This window comes from Neorhizobium sp. T25_13, from assembly GCF_002968675.1.
Lineage (GTDB): Bacteria > Pseudomonadota > Alphaproteobacteria > Rhizobiales > Rhizobiaceae > Neorhizobium > Neorhizobium tomejilense.
On record NZ_PVBI01000004.1, the window covers coordinates 421,933 to 446,096 of the forward strand.

At 63.2% G+C, this 24,164-nt stretch carries 22 protein-coding genes; 14 read left to right on the plus strand and 8 right to left on the minus strand.

Features of this window, described 5'->3' with window-relative positions:
* Positions 1 to 7: 7 nt before the first annotated feature.
* The 7 genes from C5J22_RS12150 to C5J22_RS31140 all read right to left on the minus strand — a co-directional run bounded on the left by C5J22_RS12150 (position 8) and on the right by C5J22_RS31140 (position 7,939).
* On the minus strand, positions 8 to 919 hold the full coding sequence (locus tag C5J22_RS12150; protein WP_105438416.1) for a dihydrodipicolinate synthase family protein: 912 nt from the start codon (positions 917 to 919) through the stop codon (positions 8 to 10).
* A complete protein-coding gene (locus tag C5J22_RS12155; RefSeq protein ID WP_105400641.1) occupies positions 916 to 1,752 on the minus strand; it encodes a carbohydrate ABC transporter permease in 837 nt (278 codons plus the stop codon). Before C5J22_RS12155 ends, C5J22_RS12150 begins: the two co-directional genes overlap by 4 nt.
* 1 nt (position 1,753) lies before the next feature.
* Positions 1,754 to 2,686 carry a carbohydrate ABC transporter permease gene (locus tag C5J22_RS12160; RefSeq protein WP_105434931.1) on the minus strand — a complete coding sequence of 311 codons (933 nt, stop codon included), beginning with the start codon at positions 2,684 to 2,686 and terminating at the stop codon, positions 1,754 to 1,756.
* 256 nt (positions 2,687 to 2,942) lie between these two features.
* Positions 2,943 to 4,214, minus strand: a complete 1,272-nt coding sequence (locus C5J22_RS12165) for an extracellular solute-binding protein (protein WP_105438417.1) — start codon at positions 4,212 to 4,214, stop codon at positions 2,943 to 2,945.
* Between the two features lie 85 nt (positions 4,215 to 4,299).
* The gene (locus tag C5J22_RS12170) at positions 4,300 to 5,106 is read right to left on the minus strand and encodes an SDR family NAD(P)-dependent oxidoreductase (protein WP_105438418.1); all 807 of its coding nucleotides are present in this window, start codon (positions 5,104 to 5,106) and stop codon (positions 4,300 to 4,302) included.
* On the minus strand, positions 5,103 to 6,197 hold the full coding sequence (locus tag C5J22_RS12175) for an ABC transporter ATP-binding protein (RefSeq protein WP_105438419.1): 1,095 nt from the start codon (positions 6,195 to 6,197) through the stop codon (positions 5,103 to 5,105). Before C5J22_RS12175 ends, C5J22_RS12170 begins: the two co-directional genes overlap by 4 nt.
* Before the next feature lie 17 nt (positions 6,198 to 6,214).
* Positions 6,215 to 7,939, minus strand: a complete 1,725-nt coding sequence (locus C5J22_RS31140; RefSeq protein WP_172746602.1) for an SMP-30/gluconolactonase/LRE family protein — start codon at positions 7,937 to 7,939, stop codon at positions 6,215 to 6,217.
* 142 nt (positions 7,940 to 8,081) lie between these two features.
* Here C5J22_RS31140 and C5J22_RS12190 point away from each other — a divergent pair, with 142 nt between their 5' ends.
* The 5 genes from C5J22_RS12190 (at position 8,082) to C5J22_RS12210 (ending at position 12,479) form a co-directional block, all read left to right on the plus strand.
* The gene (locus C5J22_RS12190; protein ID WP_172746603.1) at positions 8,082 to 9,233 is read left to right on the plus strand and encodes a mandelate racemase/muconate lactonizing enzyme family protein; all 1,152 of its coding nucleotides are present in this window, start codon (positions 8,082 to 8,084) and stop codon (positions 9,231 to 9,233) included.
* Between the two features lie 12 nt (positions 9,234 to 9,245).
* Complete coding sequence (locus C5J22_RS12195; RefSeq protein WP_105438421.1) at positions 9,246 to 10,169, plus strand: 2-dehydro-3-deoxygalactonokinase; 924 nt, start codon at positions 9,246 to 9,248, stop codon at positions 10,167 to 10,169.
* A 2-nt stretch (positions 10,170 to 10,171) separates the two neighbouring features.
* Positions 10,172 to 11,101, plus strand: a complete 930-nt coding sequence (locus C5J22_RS12200) for a 2-dehydro-3-deoxygalactonokinase (RefSeq protein WP_105438422.1) — start codon at positions 10,172 to 10,174, stop codon at positions 11,099 to 11,101.
* A 12-nt stretch (positions 11,102 to 11,113) separates the two neighbouring features.
* Positions 11,114 to 11,734 carry a 2-dehydro-3-deoxy-6-phosphogalactonate aldolase gene (locus tag C5J22_RS12205; RefSeq protein WP_105438423.1) on the plus strand — a complete coding sequence of 207 codons (621 nt, stop codon included), beginning with the start codon at positions 11,114 to 11,116 and terminating at the stop codon, positions 11,732 to 11,734.
* Positions 11,735 to 11,828: 94 nt separating this feature from the next.
* The gene (locus tag C5J22_RS12210; protein WP_105438424.1) at positions 11,829 to 12,479 is read left to right on the plus strand and encodes a class I SAM-dependent methyltransferase; all 651 of its coding nucleotides are present in this window, start codon (positions 11,829 to 11,831) and stop codon (positions 12,477 to 12,479) included.
* A gap of 9 nt (positions 12,480 to 12,488) precedes the next feature.
* Here the strand turns inward: C5J22_RS12210 and C5J22_RS12215 are convergent, their stop codons facing one another.
* Entirely contained in the window at positions 12,489 to 13,340 is an 852-nt protein-coding gene (locus C5J22_RS12215; RefSeq protein WP_038543847.1) for a MurR/RpiR family transcriptional regulator, read from the minus strand.
* A 228-nt stretch (positions 13,341 to 13,568) separates the two neighbouring features.
* On the opposite strand from C5J22_RS12215, the gene murA reads away from it, so the two are divergent.
* The 9 genes from murA to C5J22_RS12260 all read left to right on the plus strand — a co-directional run bounded on the left by murA (position 13,569) and on the right by C5J22_RS12260 (position 24,153).
* Positions 13,569 to 14,825 (plus strand): UDP-N-acetylglucosamine 1-carboxyvinyltransferase, encoded by a 1,257-nt coding sequence (gene murA, locus C5J22_RS12220; RefSeq protein WP_105438425.1) that lies wholly within the window; start codon positions 13,569 to 13,571, stop codon positions 14,823 to 14,825.
* Positions 14,822 to 15,706, plus strand: a complete 885-nt coding sequence (locus C5J22_RS12225; RefSeq protein WP_105438426.1) for an N-acetylglucosamine kinase — start codon at positions 14,822 to 14,824, stop codon at positions 15,704 to 15,706. The genes murA and C5J22_RS12225 overlap by 4 nt, the downstream gene beginning before the upstream one ends.
* 181 nt (positions 15,707 to 15,887) lie before the next feature.
* The gene (gene murQ, locus C5J22_RS12230; RefSeq protein ID WP_105438531.1) at positions 15,888 to 16,811 is read left to right on the plus strand and encodes an N-acetylmuramic acid 6-phosphate etherase; all 924 of its coding nucleotides are present in this window, start codon (positions 15,888 to 15,890) and stop codon (positions 16,809 to 16,811) included.
* A gap of 77 nt (positions 16,812 to 16,888) precedes the next feature.
* The gene (locus C5J22_RS12235; protein WP_105438427.1) at positions 16,889 to 18,409 is read left to right on the plus strand and encodes an ABC transporter substrate-binding protein; all 1,521 of its coding nucleotides are present in this window, start codon (positions 16,889 to 16,891) and stop codon (positions 18,407 to 18,409) included.
* A 36-nt stretch (positions 18,410 to 18,445) separates the two neighbouring features.
* Entirely contained in the window at positions 18,446 to 19,408 is a 963-nt protein-coding gene (locus C5J22_RS12240) for an ABC transporter permease (RefSeq protein WP_046668605.1), read from the plus strand.
* Positions 19,408 to 20,247 (plus strand): ABC transporter permease, encoded by an 840-nt coding sequence (locus C5J22_RS12245; RefSeq protein ID WP_205837049.1) that lies wholly within the window; start codon positions 19,408 to 19,410, stop codon positions 20,245 to 20,247. The genes C5J22_RS12240 and C5J22_RS12245 overlap by 1 nt, the downstream gene beginning before the upstream one ends.
* Positions 20,244 to 21,989 (plus strand): ABC transporter ATP-binding protein, encoded by a 1,746-nt coding sequence (locus C5J22_RS12250; protein WP_105438428.1) that lies wholly within the window; start codon positions 20,244 to 20,246, stop codon positions 21,987 to 21,989. Before C5J22_RS12245 ends, C5J22_RS12250 begins: the two co-directional genes overlap by 4 nt.
* A 12-nt stretch (positions 21,990 to 22,001) precedes the next feature.
* A complete protein-coding gene (locus C5J22_RS12255; RefSeq protein WP_105438429.1) occupies positions 22,002 to 23,027 on the plus strand; it encodes a serine hydrolase in 1,026 nt (341 codons plus the stop codon).
* A 10-nt stretch (positions 23,028 to 23,037) separates the two neighbouring features.
* The gene (locus C5J22_RS12260; RefSeq protein ID WP_105438430.1) at positions 23,038 to 24,153 is read left to right on the plus strand and encodes an anhydro-N-acetylmuramic acid kinase; all 1,116 of its coding nucleotides are present in this window, start codon (positions 23,038 to 23,040) and stop codon (positions 24,151 to 24,153) included.
* The last annotated feature ends 11 nt before the right edge of the window (positions 24,154 to 24,164 follow it).

Consider the following 24,164-nt stretch of genomic DNA (forward strand, 5'->3'; position numbering starts at 1 on the left):
TTCCAGCTCAGTTCGGCTTGTGATTGGTATAGGGCAGATCGGCCTCCGCCAGAAGCAACGCCAGTTCCTTGGCATCGCCCTCGTCGAATTTCGGCCCCTTGCCGCGCACGAACGTGTGCTTGATGACACCGCGCCGGCGCAGCACTTCCTTGGTCATGTGCATGCGGAAGATCGCCTGGAAATTCAGGAGCGGCAGCGAAACGTTGTAGAGTTTGCGTGTGGTCGCGACATCGCCCTTCTGCCAGGCATGGATCATCTGCGCATGGATATCGGCAAGCTCGGCAGCAGGCATGGTGCCGGCCGCACCGCGCGCCAGTTCGTCGGTGATGTAACGCCCGCCGGCACCGCCGAAGATCGCATCGAGCGAACCGTTGGCCGCCGCCTTGATCCGGGTCAGATGCTGGCCGCAGGGCGCGGTCTCTTCCTTGACGTAGCGGATTTCCGGCACGGCATTGGCAACCGCCGCCACCTCTTCCGGCGTCAGCCCCGCGCCGATCGGCTTCGGCTGGTTCTGCAGCATGATCGGCACGCCCGCATCAGCCGCCACTTCCCTAAAATAGGCAGTCTGGGCGGCGATGTCGTTGCCGAGAGACAACGGCGCCATCACCATGGCCGCCCCTGCCCTGATCTGCGCCGCCTGCGCCACGTGCTTGGCCGCAGCCTTCGGATCCGGATCGCTGGCGCCGATGATGATCGGGATGCGCCCGCCGATCCGCTCCGCCAGCAGTTCCACCTGCCGCCTGCGCTCCTCCGGCGTCAGCGTGTCCACTTCGCTGGCGACGCCAGGATAAACGACACCGTCGACATTGCTTTCCAGCGCGAAGTCGATGATCGACAGGAAGTCCGCCTCATCGATCGATCCATCGTCGCGGAACGGGGTGGGAAGAACTGGGAAAGCTCCGGCTAAAATCTTGGTCATTTGACTGCTCCGGCGGTGACGCCCTGAATGAAATAACGTTGGAGGAACATGAAGGCCGCGACGATGGGCGCAGACGCGATCAGCGATGCCGCCATGGCGCCGCCCCAGTCGGAATTGACCTCGTTGAGATAGGTGAGAAGCAGGCCCGGCCCGATGGTGCGCTTCTCGTCCGAGACGATCAGCGTCATCGAATAGAGAAGGTCGTTCCAGGACCACATGAAGGAATAGAGGAACACCGTGACGATCGGGGGGATCGAGATCGGGATGACGATCGTGTGGAAGATCCTGAGATCGCTCGCACCGTCCGCCCGCGCCGCATCGATCAGTTCGTCCGGCACCTGGGTAAAGTAGCTGTAGAGCATGTAGGTCGAGACCGGCAGCGCGAAGACGATATAGCTGAGGATCAGGCCCGGCCGCGTGTCGAGCAGGTTCAGCTCGCTCATCAGCGGGTAGATGGAGATCAGCAGCAGGCCGAACGGAAACATCTGCGCCGAGAGCATGAACAACATCACCGGCTGGCGGCCGAAATAACGGTATTTGGCGAAGCTGAAGCCGGCATAAAGCGCCAGCAGCGTCACCAGCGCGGCGCTGCAGGTCGAGGTGATCAGGCTGTTCATCAGGTACATCGGCAGTTTGCCGGTGGTCAGCGCTCGGATGAAATGCTCCAGGCTCGGCATCGTCGGAAACGGCGTCGGCACGACCCGGTAGAGCTCGGCATTCGCCTTCAGCGACGAGATCACCAGCCAGTAGAGCGGGAAGAACAGGAAGAAGCCGATCACCGCAAGGGCGGCAAAGAAGACGATTTTTGCCTGACGGGAGGAAAGGTCGAACATCTCAGTTTCCTTTCACCAGCATGCGCAGATAGAGGAAGGCAGGCGGCAGGAGCGCCGCAACCCAGAGCACGCCGACGGCAGAGGCAAAGCCGATATCCCACTGCTCGAAAGCGCGGCGATAGACCTCGACGGACAGAACCGTCGTCGCCCGCACCGGACCGCCGCCGGTCAGCGCGTAAATGGTGTCGAACTGCTGCAGATTGCCGATCACGCCGAGAACCACGACGATCATCAGGACCGGTCGCAGATGCGGCAGGATATGGTCACGCAGCACCGCCCAGTTGCCGGCGCCGTCGACGCGCGCCGCATCGATCTGCTCCTTGTCGAGGTTCTGCAAGCCCGCCAGGAAAAAGGACATGAAAAGCGGGATGGAGAGCCAGATCTTGGTCAGCACCACCGCGAGCATCGCGCCTTCAGGTGTCGACAGCCAGGCCTGCGGGTAGTCGATCAGGCCAAGCTCCATCAGGAAGGCGTTCAGCACGCCGTAGCGGGAATTGAAGATCCAGCCCCAGATGAAGGCGCTGACCGTCGAAGGCAGCACCCAGGGCAGCAGCGACAGCGACCGCAGCACCGCACGGCCGGCAAACGGCTGGTTCATGATCAGCGCCCAGCCGAGACCGGCGACCAGCGTGCCCGTTGTGGTCAACACCACATAGATGGCCGTCGTCCAGAACGCCGCCCAGACATCCGGGTCCGACGCGATCTTCACAAAATTCTCGAAGCCAATGAAACGCGGCTCCATCATCTCGACCGTGTATTCGAACAGCGACAGGCCAAGCGCCGACAGAAACGGATAGAGGATGACCGCAGCAAAGGCGATCGCCGCCGGCAGCAACAGAAGCAGCCCGATGCGGTTCTGCCCCGCTTTCAGGCCCCCTCGGTTCGCATGCGGCGAGACCGGATAGGCACCGACATTGTTTTCGATCACGGCCATAGAGGCTATTTCCTGTTCGATACACTTTCGAGTTTGGGACCTGTGCAAGTACGGTCCCCTCACCAACAAAATCTACGACTTAGCTGAAGCTAAGATCGTGATTTTGTAACCTCTCCCGCAAGGGGAGAGGTAGAACGCCGAGTTTGCGGCACCGGTATCTCTCCCCCTGCGGGAGAGAACGCGATTTCAACATCTTAGCGCAGCTAAGTGTTAGAAATCGCAAGTGAGGGGATCGCCCTCACCCGCGATCGCCGACCTATTCCGACTTCTTCGCCTTCTCCATGCTGGTCGTCAGCCGAGCCTGCATGGACTTGATGGCATCGTCGGCCGATTTCTGGCCGAGCAGCGCGCCCTGCACTTCCTCGCCGATGATGTTGGTGAGGTCGGCGGCATTGGACCAGATGCCGACTTCGTTGCGGCGGGCGTCACCCGTCGCGGCCGACCAGTTCTTGAGATAGGCGTCGTCGGCAACCGCCGCGCGGGCGGACTTGGTGACCGGCAGCGCGCTCATCTTCAACGGAAGGTCCGTCTGCACCTTGTCAGAAATGATGTAGGTCAGGAACTTGTCGGCCGGATCGTCGGCCTTGGCCTTGCCGCCGGCGGCGAACTGCACGAGCAGATGTCCCCACTGGACGGAAACGGACTTGTCGCCAGCCTTCAGCACAGGTGTCGGCATCGGCAGCACGTTGGCATCGAATGCCTGGCCCTTGCCGGAGAAATCCCGCAGGAAAGTGCGGGTCTGCGGGGCGTCGAGATAGAAGGCTGAAGCGCCCTGCGCCAGCAGGCGGCGCGAATCCGGGCGGTCTATTTCCGGAGCCGCCAGGCGGTCCTTCAACAGGCCGACCATGAAGCCGAGCGCATCGCGGCTCTTCTGACTGTCGACGACGACCTTGCCGGCGTCGTCGATGATCCGGCCGCCATGCACCCAGTTCCAGACCATGAAGTCGATCAGGATCGAGCCGTTATTCTTGGTCGCCATGGAGTACGGCACCGAGTTGGGCACTTTGTCGCGCACCGAGACCAGGGCTTTCTTGAAGTCGTCGACGGTCTTCGGCGCGTCATTGATGCCGGCCTTGGCGAGAACTTCCTTGTTGGCCACCATGCCGATCGAACCGGACAGAAGCGGCAGCGCAAGCTGCTTGCCGTTGATATTGCCCATGGCGAGCGCATCCGGCGCGAAAGCCGCTTGCAGCTTGTCCTTGCCGTAGACCGTGTTCAGGTCGACGAGATTGTCGAGGCTCGCGAAAGTCGGCAGCCAGCGTTCAGAAAGCTGGGCGACATCGGGCAGGGTTTTCGACCGGGCGCGCAGAAAGATGTTCTTCTGCATGTCGCCCCAGGCAAAGCCGAGCGGCTCGACCGTCAGCTTCTCGGTTTTCTGAAAATTGTCCAGGACGCCCTGGACGATCGCCTTGTTGGCTTCTTCCGCGTAAGTGAAGCTCATGAAGCTCAGGTCGGCTGCCTTGGCGACACCCGAGCCGAGCGCAAGCGCGACGGCGGCGGTGCCGATCAGTCTGGTAAAGGTGTTCATCAAATCCTCCCGAAACGATGATGATGGAACTCTGTTTCAACCCGAAAAAGGTCAAGCGGCGAGCGCCGTATCCGCCTTGCCCTCGTTAGACGACGCCTCCATCGACGATGAATGTCTGTGACGTGATGAGGCGGGAATCGTCTGCCGCCAGGAACAGCGCCATGCGGGCGATATCGGGCGGCAGCAGATGCTCCTTGAGGCACTGGACCTCGAGGTATTCGGAAAACTTGCCCTGGTAGACACGCTTGGCGCGCTCCACCTGGCGCTCGGTCAGCACCCAGCCGGGCGCGATCGAGTTGACGCGGATATTGCGTGTCCCCAATTCGCGGGCGAGCGACTTGGTCATGCCCATGACGGCGGATTTGGCGGTCGTATAGAAGATCAGCCCGGCCGCGCCGCGCATCCAGGAGATCGAACCCATGTTGATGATCGACCCGCCGCCGACCTCCGCCATTTCCGGCACAACGGCCTGGACCGCGAAGAACTGATGGCGCAGGTTGGTCTGGAAACGCTCGTCCCAATAGTCCGGCGTCACGTCTTCGAGCGGCATGCGGTCGTCATTGCCGGCATTGTTGATGAGCACCCGGATCGGTCCGATTTCGGATCGCAGCGCCTCGATCCCGTCCTTCAAGGCGTCGATGTCGCGCAGGTCCGCGGTACCATAGAACGGCTTGTTGCCGGTCTTTCTCACGACTACCTCGGCCGTCTCGTCGGCAACATTGGCATTAAGGTCGAGGAACCCGACCTTGCAGCCCTGGGCGCAAAAATGCTCGACCAGCGAAGCGCCGATGCCCGAACCGCCGCCGGTGATCAGCACGCCCCTGCCCTTGAGGCTGGGGTACTTCGCGGCCTCGACCTCGGCCTTTGCGATGAGTTCCGGATGGATGCTCATGCGGCCTCCAGGGCGACTGGACGCGCCGAAGCCAGTGACAGGCCATCAGCGGAAAAGACGTGGATCATGGCCGGATCGACATACACGCCGATCGGTTCCCCGCGCTTGACGGCCCGGTCGCCGGAAAGCCGCACCACGACCATCTCCTCGGAGCCTTCGAGCGCCACATAGGCATAGGTGTCGCTGCCGAGATGTTCGGTCATGGTGACGGTCCCAGCGAGCGAATCCGGGGCGCCACGGCTCACCAGTTCCACATGTTCCGGCCGGATACCGATCTCAGCCGGCGCTGAAGACAGGTTGCGCGGCAAGCGGACTTCGCCGCCCGGGACAGTGAACGCGCCCTCGCCCTTTCTGGCACCGAGCTTCAGGAAATTCATGCGCGGCGATCCGATGAAGCCCGCAACGAAGCGGTTCACCGGCTTGTTGTAGAGATCGAGCGGCGAGCCGATCTGTTCGACACGGCCGGAATTCAGCACCACGATCTTGTCGGCCAGCGTCATCGCCTCGATCTGGTCGTGGGTGACATAGACCATCGTGGTCCCGAGCGTATCCTTCATGCGGGCGATCTCGATGCGCATTTCCACGCGCAGCGAGGCGTCGAGGTTGGAAAGCGGCTCGTCGAACAGGAAGATACGCGGTTCGCGAACGATGGCGCGGCCGATCGCGACGCGCTGGCGCTGGCCGCCGGAAAGCTGGCGGGGCTTGCGCTCCAAATAGGTGTCGATGCGGAGTTTCTTGGCGGCCTGGGTGACACGCGTCTCGATCTCCGGCTTCGGCGTGCCGGCAAGCCGCAGCGCATAACCCATATTCTCGGCAACCGTCATATGCGGATAGAGCGCATAGGACTGGAAGACCATGGCAATGCCGCGCTTGGCCGGCGGCACGTCGTTCACCAGCTCGCCGTCGATCGCCATCTTACCCGAGGTGATTTCATCGAGCCCGCAGATGAGCCGCAGCAACGTCGATTTTCCGCAGCCGGACGGGCCGACGAAGGCAACGAATTCTCCATCTTCGACCGTCAGGTCGATGCCCTTCAGCACCTCGGCCGAACCGAAGGATTTACGGATGTCTTTGAGTTCAAGCTTGGCCATGGGTGTCTCTTGATGTCTCAGCCCGCGAACATCTGGGCTGCCTGGCCCTTGATGCCGGTATCGATGGAAAACACGCTGCCGGAGAGCGGCGCTTCGGAAAGCTGGGCGGCCGAAAGCCGGATGCGGGCGGATGTCACGAACAGGGTCTGCATGTCGGCACCGCCGAAGACGCAGCTTGTCGGGCGCGGGATCGGCAGGTTGATCACCCGCTCCACCTTGCCCTGCGGGTCGTAGCGGGTAACGCACCAACCGTCCCAATGGGCGATCCAGACGAAACCCTCCGCATCGACCGTCATGCCGTCCGGCTTGCCTTCGGATTCCGGCACCGTGATGAACACACGCCGATTGGCGACCTCGCCGCTTTCGATATCGAAATCATAGGCATAAACGGTCTGCCGGTTGGTATCAGTGAAGTAGAAGGTGCGGTCGTCCGGGCTCCAGCCGAGACCGTTCGAAACGTGGAAACCGCGATCCATCTCCCGCGAGCGACCGTCCGGATCGATCCTCCAGAGCCGCCCCTGGTCCGGCGTCGTGTCGATCGCGAGCGTCCCCGCCCAAAGCCTGCCGCGACGGTCGCATTTGCCGTCGTTGAAGCGATTGCCGGGACGGTCGACCTCCGGCCGCGAGATCGTGGTGATGTCGCCGGTCGAGAGATCGACGCCGCGGATCTCGCCATGCATGGCGGCAACGAAACCGCCACGGGAGCGAGGGATCACGAAGCCGATCAGTTCCGGCACCTGCATGGACGTATAGGTGCCCTTGGCGGGATCGCCGGTATGGACGGCGGGCGCCAGGATATCGACGAAATAGAGCTTCTTGTGCTCCGGCGACCAGTGCGGACCTTCGCCAAGGAACGTACTCGCCGGAATGACGCAGCGCACGTCGGCGCGATCGGGGCCGAGAGGACGCGGCTTGACCGCAAGCGACATGGGAAACTCTCCAAAATTGCCGGATGTGCGGCGCGCCGCCTCGATGACGTCGCGGCCGAAAGCGTGCAGCCGGTCGACCGGCAGGCGGAAGGACGGGCCGATAATGCCGATCGCGCCGATCGGTTCGCCGCGATGGTTGAGGACGGGTGCCGCGACCGAGGAAATGCCGATATGCTGCTCATCGACCGAGACGGCGTAACCACGCGCCTTGGTGAGGTCGAGCTGGCGGCTCAGCTCCTCGGCATTGACGATTGTGTTCGGGGTCAGCCGTTCCAGTTCGATGCCGTCGAGCAGCGCGCGGCGTTTTTCGAGCGACAAATGCGCCAGGATCGCCTTGCCGAGGCCGCTCGCATGCGGTGCTGCGCGCGAGCCGACGCCGTTGTTGAGGCGCAGCGGTTGCGGCACTTCCCGCTGGTCGATGTAAAGGATGCTGCCGCCGTCGAGCACGCCGAGGCGGATCGCCTCGCCCGTCAGGTCGCGAAGTCGCGCCAGTTCCGGTTCGGCCGCGCCGCGCAGATCGAAATTGTCCCAGACCTTGTGTGCCCATTGGAACAACCTCGGCGCCAACCGGTAAACCTGGTCGCGGGTATCGAAGTGGAGCAGCCGCTCGTCGACCAGCGCCTGCAGCAGCCGGTGCAGCGTGCCCTTCGGCAATTGAGTCTGGTCGAGCAGTTCGGTGAAGCGCAGGCCGCGGGCTTCCGCCGCCACGGCATCGACAATCTGGATGCCGCGCGTCAGCGCCTGAACACCCGGCACGCCGCCCGTATCGTTGGCGACATCCTTGTCGATCGCTTCCAATTGTACCTTGGCCATGCCCTCTCCCTGGACGACGATTTTTGATGCCGCTCCCACAGCACGCCGCCTCGCTCTTGCCAAGAGAGTTATCTTGGAACTAAGTTCCATGTCAACAGCGAAACTGAAGCGGCAAGGAAGTTGCCGTCCATGGGAGGATATCTTGCGCATTACCAAAGTGGACCATTGGCTGGTCCGTATGCCGTTCACCGAGGACATTCTCTGGGGTTCCGGGCGGCGAATCGGCACGACCCGGCTGATCTGCCGCATTGAGACCGATGCCGGGATCATCGGCTGGGGCGAGACCATTTCGCTGATTGCCAACGTGCCCGCAGTCTTCGCCGATATCGTCGCACCACTGGCGATCGGCTACGCGGTCGCGGATGCGGAACGTTTCCACCGCCACGTGCTCGGCGCCGGCTTCTATCACCACAAGCGCGCCGCCGTGATGGCGATCTGCGCCATGGAAATGGCGATGTGGGATGCGCTCGGCAAACAGGCGAACCTGCCGCTTTATGCGATGTGGGGCGGCCGCTGGCGCAAGGATGTCGAAGCCGCCGCCTATCTCTTCACCAACGACCGCAAAGGTCTCGCGGAGCGGCTGAAGCGCTTCCTCGATCTCGGCTACACCACCTTCAAGGTGAAGATCGGCTTCGACGAAAGGAGCGATATCGCGCTCGCCGAGATTTCGCGGAAGGTGATCGGCGACCACCCGCTGCGGCTCGACGTCAACGGCGCCTGGAACCCGGCGACCGCAAAACGCCAGCTCGAAAAACTGAGAGCCTTCGATCCGGCCTATGTGGAACAACCGCTGGAGCTCGACGATCTCGCCGGCCATGCGGCGCTCGTTGCCCGCTCAACGGTGCCGATCGCGCTCGACGAAAGCGCCTATACGCTGTCCGATGTCGGAAACATCATCCGCGCCAATGCAGCCGATGTCGTAATGCTCGACCCGCACGAGGCCGGCGGCCTGTGGCAGACGATCAAGGCCGCGGCCATCTGCGAGGCGGTCGGCATCCCGGTGACGCTGCATTCCGGCGCAGAACTGGCGCTGTCGCAATCGGCCTATATCCATCTCGCGGCATCGCTGCCGAACATGTCGATCGCCATCGATACCGAGCGCGCCTATCTCGGCGGCGATATCTCGCCCAATCCGCCGGTCTTGAAAGACGGCCGTTTCCAGGTGCCGGAAGGGCCGGGCCTCGGCGTCGAAGTGGATATCGAAATGCTCGAAAAATACCGCGTGCCCGGCATTGCCGGCGCCTATCTCGATACCGAGCGCAAGGACTGGTTCCCGGTCAAGCCTGCCTATTAGGATGATTCCCCCATGTATATTGCAATCGAATGGACCTCCGCCGCCTTCCGTGCGCTGCTTCTCGACGACGACACGGTGCTCGGAGAAAGGAAAAGCGACCGCGGCACGACCAAGGTTACGGCCGGCGGTTTCGAAACCGCACTCCGGGAAGAACTCGGCGATTGGAGCGAGAAAGCAGAAAAAATCCTGTTTTCCGGCATGATCACCAGCCGCAACGGCTGGATCGAAAGCCCCTTCGCCCCAGTGCCGGCTGGGCCTGCGGATTTGTTGGCCCAGGCGGTTGCGCATGAGGTCGAAGGTCTACCGCCGTTGACCTTCCTGCCCGGCATTGCCCAGACCAAACCCTTGCCCGACGTGATGCGCGGCGAGGAAATGTCGCTCTTCGGCCTCAAGGAAACCGACGGCATCTTCGTGCTGCCCGGTCCTCATGCCAAATGGGTGACAATGGAAGGTGGTCGCATCACCGCGATCACCACCTACATGTCCGGCGAAATCCTCAATCTGCTCAAGAAGGATTCGCTTGTCTCGCGCCTCATCCCGGCAACCTACGAGGAGCGTCCGGACGCCTTTCGCCGCGGCGTCCAGACAGCGCTTGAGCAAGAGACGCTGCCCGGCCGCATCCTCGCCCGCGTCTTTTCAGCGCGCAGCCTAGTCCTGTTCGACCGTCTGGTGCCGGAAGAGATCGCCGACTACCTCGCCGGCCTGATGATCGGCGCGGAAATTTCGGAAGCGCTTGGGCAGGACAACCCGAGGAAAATCAACATCGTCGGTCACGCCGCGCTCGCCGAGCGTTACAGGACGGCGCTCGAGATCTTCGGGGCGCAGACAAATCTCGTCACGCCCGACATCGCCGCCGGTTTCCGCCGGGTCGCCTCTCGACAGGGTGATACGTCACGGGCTATCGAAGGGGCGAAAGCCGCTTCGGGAGAAATGTGACCATGCCCAAACCCACCTCGATCATCCTCGATTGGGGAACGAGCTCGCTGCGCGCCATGCTGGTTTCGGAAACAGGCGAAACGCTCGATACCCGCGATACGTCGAGCGGCGGCATCCAGTTCGTCAAGAACGGCGCCTTCGAGCAGGCGTTGATGGAAACGGTGGGCGAATGGTTTTCGGCGCATGGCCCCCTGCCCGTCCTGGCAAGCGGCATGATCACCAGCCGCAACGGCTGGGTCGAAGTACCCTACGTGGATACGCCCGGCGGGATCGCCGAGCTTGCGGCCGGCACGCGCAAACTCGCTCTTCAGAACGGCGCGGTCATCACCTTCCTGCCCGGCATGCGCGATCCGGCCGCAAAACCCTTTCCGGATGTGATGCGTGGCGAGGAAACCCAGATCGTCGGCTACGGCCTCGGGCGCGACCGCACCCTGGTCCTGCCCGGCACCCATAGCAAATGGGCACGGGTCAGGGACAACCGCATCGATGGTTTCCAGACCTACGCGACCGGCGAGGTATTTTCGCTCCTGACCAAACATTCGTTCATCGCCAAGGCTCTCGAGCCGCAGCCGGGCGCCGAGCCGGACTGGCAGAGCTTCGATCGCGGGGCGGAATTCGCAGCGAGCGATTCGGCCGCCGCCGATGCCTTCCTGTCGGCGATCTTCAGCGCCCGCACCGGCATTCTCGACGGCAAATTGAAGCCCGAGGATATCCTCGATTACGTCTCCGGGCTCGTCATCGGCTCGGAATTCCGCCAGGCGCGCGCTGCCGGCTGGTTCAAGAACGGCGATACGATCGGCATCGTCGGCAACAACGTGCTCAACAGCCGCTACGGCCGGATCGCGCCCCTGTTCGGCCTGACGGTCGAACCCGCTCCGGAAAACGCCGCGAAACGCGGCATCATGCTGATCGCGGCCGAAGCCGCGCAATAAAGGAGTTTCGAGATGACCTTCCAAGAGGCGCTCAAGGCATGCAATCTCGTCGCCATCCTGCGCGGCATCAAGCCGGAGGAGGCTGAAAGTGTCGGCGAGGTACTGGTCGAGGCAGGCTGGCGGATCATCGAAGTCCCGCTGAATTCTCCCGACCCGCTGAAGAGCATCGAAAAGCTGGTCAGACGTTTCGGAGACCAGGCACTGATCGGAGCCGGCACCGTACTGACCCCGGCCCAGGTCGCCGACGTCGCTGCGACCGGCGCCAAGGTGATCATCTCTCCGAACGCGAATGTCGAAGTCATCAAGGCCAGCCGCGCGGCAGGTATGGTGAGCCTGCCGGGCGTCGCAACCCCGACGGAAGCCTTCGCGGCGATCGAGGCCGGCGCCAGCGGCATCAAGGCCTTTCCGGCGGAAGCGATCCCGCCCTATGTCATCAAGGCATGGAAGGCAGTATTGCCGAAGGATATCCCGGTGCTCGCCGTCGGCGGTGTCACGCCCGAGAATATGGCTGTCTACGCGCAGGCGGGCACAGCCGGTTTCGGCATCGGTTCCTCCCTTTACAAACCGGGTGTCGACCTCGCCTCCATCGGGCAAAAGGCGAGAGAATTCATCGACGCGATGCGTGCGCTCTGAGGTCTGAGCCTCCGTCGCAAAACCGTCGTGAAGCGGAACTATCGTTTTCGTCCTGAGTTTCAGCCCAATTCGCGGCACACCGGAGGGGACGATCTTGGCAGTTATCCGCAACAGCGCCGAACATCAGCAGAAGGTGTATGAACGGTGGGCGCCGGTCTATGACCGGGTCTATCGAGGCTTGCTGCGCGACGGGCATCGCACCGTCGCAAAGCTCGCCGCCGAAGCCGGACGGGACATCCTCGAAGTCGGTGTCGGCACCGGGCTGGTATTGCCCTATTATCCGAAACATTGCCGGGTCACCGGCATCGATCTTTCCGAACACATGATCGCCAAGGCGCGCGAGAAGGTCGCGTGCGCCGGCCTCGCCCACGTTCAGTCGCTGCATGTCATGGATGCGCACAATCTCGAATTTGCCGATCGTTCGTTCGACGCCGTCTGCCTGCCCTTCGTCATCACGCTGATCCCGGATCCCGAACGTGCTCTTGACGAGTGCGCCCGCGTGCTACGCCCGGGCGGCGAGATCATCGTTGCGAGCAAGCTCGGCGACGGGCGCGGTCTGCAAGGGGCGATCGAGGAAGCCGTAGCGCCGCTGGTGCATCGGGTCGGGTGGAGCTCGTCCTTCCGCATCGCCCGGATTGTCGAATGGGCGAAGCGCCGAGGCGATTTCGAGGTGGCGGAAATCCGTCGCGTGTTCCCGAACGGTTTCTTTAAGGTCATGCGCCTGAAGCATCGCCTGGCCGCGTGAACTCGAGGATCACTTGGCCTTCAGGACCGAGACCGCAAGTTCGCTGTTGTGGACGTATTCGTTGGCATCCGGCTGGCGTTGGACCAGCAGGATGAACAGCAAGTCCGTCAGCATCAGCTGCGCATCGCGCGCGGTGATGGAGGATGAACGCACCCGCTCCTCGTCCGCGACCGTATAAAGTCGGATATCTGCCGCCTGCATCAGCGGATTGCCATTGAGACCGGTAATGGCGATCACCGTCGCGCCGCGTTGGCGCGCCAGTTCGGCGATCCTCAGCGTCTCGAAACTGGTGCCGGAATAGGAAAGCGCCAGCAGCACGTCCTGGCTGTTGAGCGTCGAGACATTCGCCATCTGCACATGGCTGTCGCTGTCATGCAGCACGTTGCGCCCGAGCTTCATCAGCTTGTAGGAAAAGTCGCGGGCGACCAGCGACGATGCCCCGACGCCGGCCATATGGATGCGTCGCGCATCGTTGAGAGCCGTCAGGGCCCGCTCGATCTCCTGCTCATTGTTGACCGCAAGCGTCTGCTGCATGGACAGCATCTTGCTGCCGATCAGCTTCTGCAGGATCGTCAGATAACTGTCCCCGACCTCGATCGAGCCGTGGATCATGCCGGGAGGCGCATGCCATTCCTGCGCCTTCGCCTCGCTGACGGCGAGTTTCAGCTCCTGGTATCCGGCAAAACCCAGCTTCTGGCTGAACTTCACGACGCTCGACTGGCTGCGCCCCGTCTCGGCCGCAAGCGCTGCCGAGGAAAGCCGCAGCATCTGGTCCGGATTGTCGAGGATGAACTGGCCGATCTCCCGGTCTGCCGGTGCCATATCCTCGAGCTGCGCGTTGATCTTCTTTAAGACTGACATGCGTTCCTTCGGAAGCTCCGCGATACGGCCTTGGGTCGGGTGGAGGATATCACCGGAACGGTCCTCCGCAACAGCGTTTCCATTCCCGAGCCGAGGATGGATTATCGCAGATAATGCCGCACAAAGGAATAAAAAATTCCGAATGATTGACAGAGACGCGCCGTAGTTTAGTTTCCAGGAAGCGCAGATTGATTTGAGATTCACCGCACCTCTTCGACAGGTTTCGTCATGGACAGATTACGGATCGTCGGCGGTCATCGGCTCCAGGGAGCCGTCACCATTGCCGGGGCGAAAAACGCGGCGCTCCCGCAGATCGCGGCGACGTTGCTGAGCCCCTACCCGGTCGAACTCACCAATCTGCCACAGGTCAGCGATGTGGAAAACATGCTGGGGGTCGTCGAGCTGCATGGCGCCGCCGTCACCCGCACCGGCCATTCCACCATCGTCGATGCCAAGGCAATCGTCTCGAAAGTGACCTCCTACGACACCGTTCGCAAGATGCGCGCCACCGTGCTCGTCCTTGCACCGCTGCTCGCCCGCTTCGGCCAGGCACGCGTATCTCTGCCGGGCGGCTGCGCCATTGGTGCGCGTCCGGTCGACATGCATATCAAGGCGCTCGCCGCACTGGGGGCGGACATCGATATCGAGAACGGCCTGATCGTCGCCTCGGCACCGGGCGGATTGAAGGGCGGTCGGATCGTGCTTCCCTCCCCCTCCGTCGGCGCCACGGAGACGGCGATGATGGCCGCCACCGCCGCCAAGGGCGAAACCGAAATCCTCAACGCCGCCCGCGAACCCGAAGTCGCCGATCTCGCCGCCTGCCTGATCGCCATGGGCTCACGTATCGAAGGCGCCGGCACCCACCGCATCCTGGTCCAGGGCTCAACCACCTGGCAGCCGGCGAAACATCACGGCATTCCCGACCGCATCGAAGCCGGGACCTACGCCGTAGCGGCCGCCATCACCGGCGGCATGCTGGAACTCACCAACGCACGGCTGGAAAACATGGCCTCCATCGTACAGGTGCTGGAGGCGATGGGCGTCAGCATCTGGCCGAGCGATCGCGGCCTAGTCGTTTCGCGCGAAGGTCCGCTGAAGGCAACCGATATCACCACCGAACCCTATCCGGGTTTCCCGACCGATCTCCAGGCGCAGTTCATGGCGCTCGCCGCCTGTGCCGAAGGCGCTTCGCTGATCCGCGAAACCGTCTTCGAAAGTCGCTTCATGCACGTGCCGGAGCTGATGCGCCTCGGCGCCAATATTGCACTACAAGGCACCACCGCATTGGTGCGCGGTGGCGCACCGTTGAAGGGGGCGCAGGTGATGGCGACGGATCTGCGCGCCTCCGTCTCGCTGGTACTCGCCGGGCTGGTCTCGTCGGGCGAAACGACCATCAACCGCGTGTACCACCTCGACCGCGGTTACGAACAACTCGACCGCAAGCTTGGCCAATGCGGAGCCGATATCGAGCGGATCAGCGCATGACAGCCCGAACCGAACGCTTTTTCCTGGGTGTCGATGGCGGCGGTACCGGCTGCCGCGCCCGTATCGAGGACGAATCCGGCTCCGTTCTTGGACAGGGTCTTTCCGGCCCTGCCACGACGCGGCTCGGCATCGAACAGGCCTGGGCCTCGATCTCGCGCGCGTTCAATGCCGCCTTCGACGAGGCCGGGTTCGGGTCCGACGAGATAGGCCGCACCCATGTGGGCATCGGGCTTGCCGGCACCGGCCGCAAGGGTTCGGTCGAGGCCTTGAAGGCGATCCCGCACCCGTTCGCCAGCATCGATTTCGTCAGCGACGGAATGGGCGCCTGCCTCGGTGCCCATTCCGGCCGCGACGGCGCGATCGTCATCGCCGGTACCGGCTCGATCGGTCTCGGTTTTGCAGAAGGCCGCAGCCTGCGAGTCGGCGGTTACGGATTTCCCATTTCCGACGAAGGCAGCGGCGCAGATCTCGGCCTCAAAGCCGTGCAACTGGCGCTTCGCGCGCATGACGGACGTGTCGAGAAAACCGCTCTGCTGATCGAGGTCATGCAGCGCTTCCAGAACGATCCTTTCGAAGCCATAGCCTGGATGGACCGTTCGTCCGCCACGGACTATGCCTCGCTTGCGCCGATGGTGATGCGGCATGCGGACCAAGGCGATTCCGCCGGCCGCCGCATCGTCCAAAGTGCTGCCGAACAGATCGACACGCTGGTCCGCACGCTGTTCGATCAAGGCGCTCCGCGCGTTACCCTGCTTGGCGGCCTGTCGAGCCCGCTCGAGGCCTGGCTGGCGCCCGACGTCCGCCGCCGCCTGAAGCCCGCCGACGGCGATGCAGTCTCAGGCGCGATCATCCTCGCCCGCCAGGCTGTCAAAGCCTCCTGAACCGCGATCCCGCCTCCTGAGAAGGCTGGGCGACATGGAATAATATATTCCAATTTTCAATTGACTCATGGAATGGATGATCCTAATCCTTTGAGAAAGAGTAACAAAGGGTGAGGAGCAACATCGTATGACGCCGATCCTGCGAAGCGCTGCACCGCACTCCGATCTCGAAGGCAGGGTCATGAGCGACGAACGGCTGATATCCGAACTGGAAAGACTGGTTTCGGAAGACCGCAATCCCCGCTCCATGGATATCGATCTGCTGCCGACAGTCGATGTCCTGCGTGAAATAAACGAGGAAGATCAGGGCGTTCCCGCAGCCGTCGAGAAGGTGATCCCGCAGATCGCCGAGGCCGTGGAAGAAATCGTTCGCGCTTTCCAGAAGGGAGCCCGGCTGGTCTATATCGGTGCCGGCACCAGCGGCCGCCTCGGCGTGCTCGATGCTTCCGAATGCCCCCCGACGTTCAGCGTCCCGGAAGGCATGGTCGTCGGCCTGATCGCCGGCGGCAGCCACGCCCTGCAGCACGCCGTCGAAGGCGCCGAGGACAGCCCGGAACAGGGCCAGCAGGATCTTGTCGCCATCGGGCTGACCGCAGACGACGTCGTTGTCGGCATCGCCGTTAGCGGCCGCACCCCTTACGTCATCGGCGCCCTGAACTATGCCAAAGGGCTTGGCGCGAAGACGGTCGCCCTCTCCTGCAATCCCGACGCCGTCATCGCAGACATTGCCGATATTGCCATCTCGCCGGTGGTCGGCCCGGAAATCCTCACCGGCTCGACGCGGCTGAAATCCGGCACGGCCCAGAAGCTCGTGCTCAACATGCTGACCACGGCGAGCATGATCCGCATCGGCAAGAGCTATCAGAACCTGATGGTCGACCTGCATGCCAGCAACCAGAAGCTCGTCGCCCGCGCCGCCCGCATCGTGATGCAGGCGACCGGCTGCACGACGGAAGAGGCGCGCCGCGTGCTTGACCTCACCGGCAACGACGTCAAACTGGCGATCCTGATCGCGCTGACGGGAATGGATGTCGATACGGCGCGCGTGGCGCTCGACGATGCCGGAGGCTTCCTCCGCAAGGCAATTGATGGGAAGACAGCGTAAAGCTGCTGAATGACGGCCGCTGCTCGAACGTGGCTGGGTCGAGACGACGAACAGATATCAAAAGAGGGAGAATAAAAATGGGAAGACATCTTTCGACTAAACTGCTGTCCGGCCTTGCGCTGGCCGTCACCATCGGCGCCACCGCGATCGCCTCGCCGGCATCGGCCGCGTCGCTGAAAATGGCCTGGAAGCAGGATGCAACCGGCCTTGATCCGCACAAGCAGACTGCATTTTCCTCGATCCGCCTGCTGGAACTGATCTACGAGCCGCTCGTCCGCCTCAACAAGGACCTGCAGATCGTCCCGGCCGTCGCAGCCTCCTGGGAATTTGCAGCCGACGCCAAGCAACTGACCTTCAAGCTTAATCCGAACGCAAAATTCCAGGACGGCAAGCCGGTGACCGCCGCCGACGTGAAGGCCTCGTTCGAGCGCCTGCTCGACGAAAAGACTGCCGCCGCCGCGCGCGCCAACTTCCTGTCGATCGCCTCGATCGAGACCCCGGACCAGACGACCGTCGTCTTCAAGCTGTCGCAGCCGGACGTGCCGCTCCTGACCGCCATTGCGAGCATCAACGCCGCCATCGTACCAGCCGCTGAAATCGCTGCCGGCACCATCGGCACCAAGGCGCTCGGCTCCGGCCCGTTCAAGCTCGACAAGTGGGAGCCTAATTCCAAGGAAACGCTCTCCGCCAACAAGGACTGGGCCGGCGGCAAGGTCGCGATCGACGGCATCGACATCAGCGTCCTGCCCGACGAAACGGCTATCCTTGCCGCGCTTCGCACCAAGCAGGTCGATTTCGCGCTGATCAACGATCCGCTGGTCGCAACCCTCGTGCCCAAGGAACCAAGCCTTGTGCTCAACCGCACGCCGGTTCTCGCCTACCACGTCCTGCAGATGAACCCGTCCCGCAAGCCGATGGACGTGCTCGCCGTGCGCCAGGCAATCTCCTGCGCCATCGACCGCAAGGACGTGCTCGACACGGCTTCGGTCGGCGAAGGCAAGGTCACCGGCCCGCTGACCATGCCCGGCTACACGTCCGATGCCAGCACGCTGTTCTGCTACAAGCAGGATATCGCCAAGGCGAAGAAGCTGATGGCTGACGCGGGTTTTGCGAACGGCTTTACCGCGACCGTGATCGCCGCCAATGGCGAACCCGCGACCGCGGCCGCCGAAGCGCAGGTCCTCCAGTCCCAGCTCGCCGAAATCGGCGTCAAGCTCAACATCAAGATGATGGAGCTCAACGTCTATGTCGATGCCTGGCTGAAGGGCGACTTCGACATGGCGGTGGCGCTGAACGGTGGCCGTGCCGATCCTTATTCCATGTACAACCGTTACTGGACCAAGACCGGCAACCTGCAGAAGGTCACCAACTACATCGACGACACGCTCGACAGCCTGATGCAGAAGGGTCGCGTCGAGACCGACCCTGCCAAGCGCAAGGTCATCTTCGCCGACTTCGAAAAGCACCTCGTCGAAGTCGCCCCCTGGGCCTGGCTCTACACGTCCTACAGCTACACGGCACAGCAGAAGAACGTTCAGGGCTTCGTGCCGACGCCGGAAGGCTCGCTGTTCGGCCTGAGCAAGGTCACGTTGCAGTAATCGCGAAAGCATGACGGATACGAGGTTGGTAGGCGAATGAGTTACCTGGCGCGACGGCTGTTGACGTTTCCGCTCGTGATGCTCGGGGTCTCCATCCTCGTGTTCGTCGCAATTCGATTGGTGCCGGGTGACGCAATCACCGCGATGCTCGGCACCGAAGCCGGCCTGCTGACGCCGGCGCAGAGGGCGGCGCTCTCGGCCTATTTCGGCATCGACAAGCCGATCCTGGTGCAATACTGGAGCTGGCTTCTCGGGGTCCTCCAGGGCGATCTCGGCATTTCCGTGATCCACGGCAAGCCGGCGCTCACCATCATCCTCGAACGTTTTCCGCTGACGCTGCAGCTGGCATTGATGTCGATGTGCGTGGCACTTCTGGTCGGTCTGCCGGCCGGCGTGTTCGCCGCCACCCGCAACGAAAGAATGTCCGATTTGGCGGTACGCATCTTCGCGATGATCGGCCAGTCGACACCCAATTTCGTCGTCGGCCTGCTGATCATCTATGCGTTGTCGGCCGGTTTCGGCATCCTGCCGGCCATGGGTGAGTTCACGCCGTTCCTGACCGATCCATTCCGCAATCTCGGCCAGATGATCCTGCCGGCGATCACGCTCGGTTTCGCCTTCGCCGCCTCCGTCACCCGCATCTCGCGCTCCGCGATGCTCGACGTGCTCAGCGACGACTATGTCCGCACCGCCCGCTCCAAGGGCGTGCCGAAACGCAGCGTCATCTGGCGCCATGCCTTGCCGAACGCACTGATCCCGGTGGTCACCTTGAGCGGCGTCGAATTCGGCTATCTGCTCGGCGGCGCCGTGCTGGTCGAACAGATCTACGCCCTGCCCGGTCTCGGCCGACTGGTGCTCGAAGCAATCCTGCAGCGCGATTATGCGCTGGTGCAGGGCTGCGTGCTGTTCATTGCCTTCAACTTCATGGTGGTCAACCTGCTCGTCGACCTCGCCTATGTGACGCTCGATCCGCGCATCCGGCTCGGTGAGGGCAACTGATGTCGATGCTGCGTGCAATTTTCAGCCATTCCAGCGGCAGGATCGGCGGCACGATCGTCGTGATCTATGTCGTCGTCGCGCTACTCGGCATGTCCGGCATCACGCCTCACAATCCGCTGCAGCAGTTCCGCATCGACCGCCTGCATGCGCCGAACGCGGCCTACTGGATGGGCACCGACCTATTCGGTCGAGACGTTGCCAGCCGGCTGATGAACGGCATCGGCCAGTCCTTCCTCGTCGCCTTCTGCTCGGTGGCGCTGGCGACGCTCGCCGGCACCGTGCTCGGCCTCACCGCCGCCTGGTTCGGCAAGGCCTGGGATGGCCTCGTCATGCGCATCATGGACGTGCTGCTCGCTTTCCCGGCCATTCTGCTCGCGCTCCTGATCATCGCCGTTGTCGGCCCCGGCACCTGGACGAGCGTGGCTGCGATCGCCATCGTCTACACGCCGATCTTTACCCGCGTGGTGCGCGGCCCGGCGCTCTCGATCAAGGCTCGCGAATTCGTCGACGCTGCCCGCACCTTCGGTTCGAGCCGACGCTATATCCTGACCCGGCATCTGCTCCTCAACCTGGTGGCACCACTGACCGTTCAGGTGACGCTGGCGCTCGCCTGGTCGCTGCTGACCGAGGCAGGCTTGAGCTTCCTCGGCCTCGGCACCCAGCCGCCGGCCTCCTCGCTGGGCCTGATGCTTGCCGACAGCCGCAACCTGATGGAAAACGCACCCTGGCTGCTGATCTTCCCGGCGGTCGCCATCATGATCAGCATTCTCGGCTTCAACCTGCTCGGTGACGCCTTGCGCGACATCCTCGACCCCAAGACGCGGAGGTCCGCGCCATGACATCGCTTCTCTCGGTATCCGGTCTGCGTGTGGGCTTCGGGCGTGATCCGAAGCAGAACGAGATCGTCAAGGGCGTCAGCTTCGACCTCGACGCCGGCGAGACGCTGGCGATCGTTGGCGAAAGCGGCTCCGGCAAATCGGTCACGGCGCTCTCCATCAACCGTCTCGTCGATTTCGGCGGCGGCCGGATCATCGGCGGTTCGATCACCCTGAAACGGGCCGATGGCAGCGTGCTCGACATCACCAAGGCTGAAGAGCCGGTGCTCGAAAAAATCCGAGGTTCCGAGATCGGCATGATCTTCCAGGAGCCGATGACCTCGCTGAACCCTGTGCTGACGATCGGTCGCCAGATCGAGGAATCGTTTCGGCTGCATCGCGGGCTAACGGGGCGTCAGGCGACGGCTGCGGCCAAGGACGCACTCGACCGGGTGCGCATTCCCGATGCGGCGCGGCGCCTCAAATACACGCCGAACCAGCTTTCCGGCGGCATGCTCCAGCGCGTCATGATCGCCATGGCGCTCGCCTGCAATCCGCGCCTGCTGATTGCCGACGAGCCGACGACCGCGCTCGACGTGACCGTCCAGGCCCAGATCATGGCGCTGCTCGGCAAGCTGAAGCGCGAGACCGACATGGGGATGATCTTCATCACCCATGACATCGGCCTCGTCGCCGGCATTGCCGACAAGGTCATGGTCATGCAGGCCGGCGAAGCGGTCGAGCAGGGACCGCTCGGCGACGTCCTCGACCAGCCGAAACATCCCTATACCCAGCATCTGCTCAGCGCCGTGCCGCATTTCGAATCCGGCCGCGCCGCCCGTTCCGATTTCAGCCGCCAAGAATCCGAGGCGATCGTGCCCGCGCTGAAGGTCGATGGCCTGACGGTGCGCTTCAAGGTGGCAGGTAGCATTCTCAGCCGTTCGCCGGGCTCTGTCCATGCGGTCGAGAATGTCGGCTTCGACCTGATGCCGGGCGAGACACTGGCGATCGTCGGCGAAAGCGGTTCCGGCAAGTCGACCACGGCCCGCGCCATCCTGGGGCTCGTCAAGCCGACCCGCGGCAGCTTTTCCGCCAATAACGGGACGATCGTCGACGGCAGCGATCCCTCCGTGCAGATGGTCTTCCAGAACCCCTACGCTTCGCTCAACCCGCGGCTGCGGATCGACAGCATCCTCGCTGAACCCGTGATCGCCGCCGGCGGCCGGATCGATGCGGAAACGCGGGCGAAAATGGTCGCGCTGCTCAAGCGCGTCGGCCTGCCCGAAAACAGCCTCCTGCGATACCCGCACGAATTCTCCGGCGGCCAGCGCCAGCGCCTCTGCATCGCCCGCGCGCTGATGCTCAATCCATCGATCGTCGTGCTCGACGAGGCGGTTTCGGCGCTAGACGTTTCGGTTCAGGCCAAGGTGCTGGAACTGCTGGTCGACCTGCAGCACGAATATGGGCTCGCCTATCTTTTCGTGTCGCACGACATGGCGGTCGTCGAGCGCATTGCCCACCGCATCGCAGTGCTTTATGCGGGCCAGATCGTCGAGATCGGCAATGCCGCGTCGGTCCTGTCCAACCCGCGGCATTCCTATACCAAGCGGCTGATTTCCGCCGTACCGAGCATCGAGCGCCGCAACCAGCATTTCGAACTCGATACGCGCCAGGTCCCGTCGCTGGTTCGGCCACCGGGTTTTGAGCCGCCACCCGCCGAGTGGCAGGCCTATGGACCGGATCACCGGGCGCGGGCGGAAGCCTGAGGATGTAACGATATGAAAGACAAAGCTTCCGCCAGTCCCGAACTCGCCGCCGTCTTCGAGCGCGCCTTCGCCCCGCTCGAAAAATCCGTCGCCGACAAGCGTATTCCGGGCGGAGTGCTCGGCATCGTCGACCTGAAACACGGGCGCATGACCCACGCCATCGGCTCGGCGCAGGTCGTTCCGATTGAACGTCCGATGACCTTGGACACGTGGTTCGATCTCGCTTCGCTCACCAAGGTGATCTTCACCACGAACCGCATCCTGAAGCTCGCCGACGAGGGCACGATCGATCTCGACGCGCCGCTCATCACCCTGCTGCCGGACCTTCGCCAATACAATGCTGAGGCCTGGGAGCGGAAGATCACCTTCCGACAGTGCCTCGGCCACCAGACGCCGTTTCCGGGTGTCGAGCCGATCTACACCTATGGCCGCGATCCGGACCTGCTGCGCGCCTTCATCCTGCAGCGGGAATGGAAAGCCGGTCCGCCGGTCTATTCCGATATCAACTTCATTCTGCTCGGTTTCGCGCTCGAACGGCTGGCGAAGAAGACGATCCGCGACCTCGATCCCGGCCCGGGCTTCTCCTGGTCTGCCGATCCGGAAAATTCCGCCGCCACCGAAGACTGCGCCTGGCGGCAGCGGATCCTGTCGGGCGAAGCGCACGACGAAAATTGCGCGGCGCTGCAGGGTTCCGGCCATGCGGGCCTGTTCGGCACGGTGATGTCGGTTCTGGACTTCGCCGAAAGCCTGCTCGACGGCACCGGAGCGTCCAGCAATGCGATCGCGCTGATGCGCGCACCACTCTCGAACAGGCGGACCCATGGCTGGGAACATCCCTATGCCGATTGGTGGGGTGGAAGTCTGTGCAGCCCCGGAACGATCGGCCATACGGGCTTTACCGGCACAAGCCTGCTGATCGATTTCGACAAGGGCCGTGCCGTGACCCTGCTCACCAACCGCATCCACCCGACCCGCCATTTCGACAGCGGCATCCTGCCGCTCAGGCAGGCAGTCTGCAATCTCGTGAACCAAACCTGAGGAGCTGATCATGGAGCCAATCTGGGCTGTCGGCCTGATGACCGGAACCGTCCTCGACGGCAATATCGACGTGGCGCTCCTGAAGACGGACGGCGAGACGATCGACACGTTTGGCGCCTATACTCTCGCCCCCTACCCGCCGGAAATCCGGACTCTCCTGGAGGAAGCGCTCGCTCAGGCCCGCGTCTGGAATTTCGAAGGACCCGATCCGGCAATCTTCCGCGAGGCCGAACAGGCGCTGACAAAGGCGCAGTCCTACGCCGTCAGGGAACTGGTCGAGAGCACTGGCTTGACCATGGCCGATATCGGCATCGTCGGTTTTCACGGCCAGAGTGTGCTGCACCGGGCACCCACCAAAGACAGGCTCGGCGACACCCGCCAGCTTGGCGATGGCGAGCTGATGGCCTCGATCCTCGGCACCAAGGTCGCCTACGACTTCCGCTCGGCGGACGTGCGGGCCGGCGGCCAGGGCGCACCGCTTGCCGCTGCCTATCATTCGGCTCTGCTGCGCGGTGTCGATACGAGCGGCGATACGGCGGTGCTCAATCTCGGCGGTGTCGCCAACGTCACCTGGTGGGACGGCCAGGATCTGATGATCGCCTTCGACACCGGCCCGGCCAATGCACCGCTCAACGATTTTATCAAGGCACGGGGCCTCGGCGAGATGGACCGCAACGGCGCGCTCGGCGCCTCCGGCAAGGTCGACGAGGACCGCCTCGCAAAGCTTCTCGATCATCCCTATCTCACGGCGCCCTACCCGAAATCGCTCGATCGTTTCGATTTCACCGCCGCCATGGCGGACGGTCTCGACGACGCCACCGGCGCAGCAACCCTTTCGGCCTTCACCGCATCTGCGGTCGGCAAGGCGCTCGACCTGCTGCCGCACCGGCCGAAACGGCTGATCGTCAGCGGCGGCGGCCGTCACAACCCGACGATCATGTCGATGCTCGAAAGCCGTGCCGGCGTGAAGGCCGTTTCCGCCGATACGCTCGGCTGGCGGGGCGACGCGGTCGAGGCCGAGTGCTTCGCGTTTCTGGCGGTTCGCGTGTTGCGCGGCCTGCCGATCAGTTTTCCCACAACCACCGGTGCACCAAGGCCCTTGCAAGGTGGCAGGCTCGCCGGGTAAGTCCCGGCTTT

Bases quoted from the DNA above. Each gene is read 5' to 3' on its own strand.
- murQ (WP_105438531.1), top strand. From the start codon at position 15,888: ATGAGCGACGAACGGCTGATATCCGAACTGGAAAGACTGGTTTCGGAA.
- C5J22_RS12160 (WP_105434931.1), bottom strand. From the start codon at position 2,686: ATGGCCGTGATCGAAAACAATGTCGGTGCCTATCCGGTCTCGCCGCAT.
- C5J22_RS12235 (WP_105438427.1), top strand. From the start codon at position 16,889: ATGGGAAGACATCTTTCGACTAAACTGCTGTCCGGCCTTGCGCTGGCC.
- C5J22_RS12155 (WP_105400641.1), bottom strand. From the start codon at position 1,752: ATGTTCGACCTTTCCTCCCGTCAGGCAAAAATCGTCTTCTTTGCCGCC.
- C5J22_RS12215 (WP_038543847.1), bottom strand. From the start codon at position 13,340: ATGTCAGTCTTAAAGAAGATCAACGCGCAGCTCGAGGATATGGCACCG.
- C5J22_RS12200 (WP_105438422.1), top strand. From the start codon at position 10,172: ATGCCCAAACCCACCTCGATCATCCTCGATTGGGGAACGAGCTCGCTG.
- C5J22_RS12245 (WP_205837049.1), top strand. From the start codon at position 19,408: ATGTCGATGCTGCGTGCAATTTTCAGCCATTCCAGCGGCAGGATCGGC.
- C5J22_RS31140 (WP_172746602.1), bottom strand. From the start codon at position 7,939: ATGGCCAAGGTACAATTGGAAGCGATCGACAAGGATGTCGCCAACGAT.
- C5J22_RS12240 (WP_046668605.1), top strand. From the start codon at position 18,446: ATGAGTTACCTGGCGCGACGGCTGTTGACGTTTCCGCTCGTGATGCTC.
- C5J22_RS12225 (WP_105438426.1), top strand. From the start codon at position 14,822: ATGACAGCCCGAACCGAACGCTTTTTCCTGGGTGTCGATGGCGGCGGT.
- C5J22_RS12170 (WP_105438418.1), bottom strand. From the start codon at position 5,106: ATGAGCATCCATCCGGAACTCATCGCAAAGGCCGAGGTCGAGGCCGCG.
- C5J22_RS12205 (WP_105438423.1), top strand. From the start codon at position 11,114: ATGACCTTCCAAGAGGCGCTCAAGGCATGCAATCTCGTCGCCATCCTG.
- C5J22_RS12255 (WP_105438429.1), top strand. From the start codon at position 22,002: ATGAAAGACAAAGCTTCCGCCAGTCCCGAACTCGCCGCCGTCTTCGAG.
- C5J22_RS12250 (WP_105438428.1), top strand. From the start codon at position 20,244: ATGACATCGCTTCTCTCGGTATCCGGTCTGCGTGTGGGCTTCGGGCGT.
- C5J22_RS12260 (WP_105438430.1), top strand. From the start codon at position 23,038: ATGGAGCCAATCTGGGCTGTCGGCCTGATGACCGGAACCGTCCTCGAC.
- C5J22_RS12195 (WP_105438421.1), top strand. From the start codon at position 9,246: ATGTATATTGCAATCGAATGGACCTCCGCCGCCTTCCGTGCGCTGCTT.
- C5J22_RS12165 (WP_105438417.1), bottom strand. From the start codon at position 4,214: ATGAACACCTTTACCAGACTGATCGGCACCGCCGCCGTCGCGCTTGCG.
- murA (WP_105438425.1), top strand. From the start codon at position 13,569: ATGGACAGATTACGGATCGTCGGCGGTCATCGGCTCCAGGGAGCCGTC.
- C5J22_RS12175 (WP_105438419.1), bottom strand. From the start codon at position 6,197: ATGGCCAAGCTTGAACTCAAAGACATCCGTAAATCCTTCGGTTCGGCC.
- C5J22_RS12150 (WP_105438416.1), bottom strand. From the start codon at position 919: ATGACCAAGATTTTAGCCGGAGCTTTCCCAGTTCTTCCCACCCCGTTC.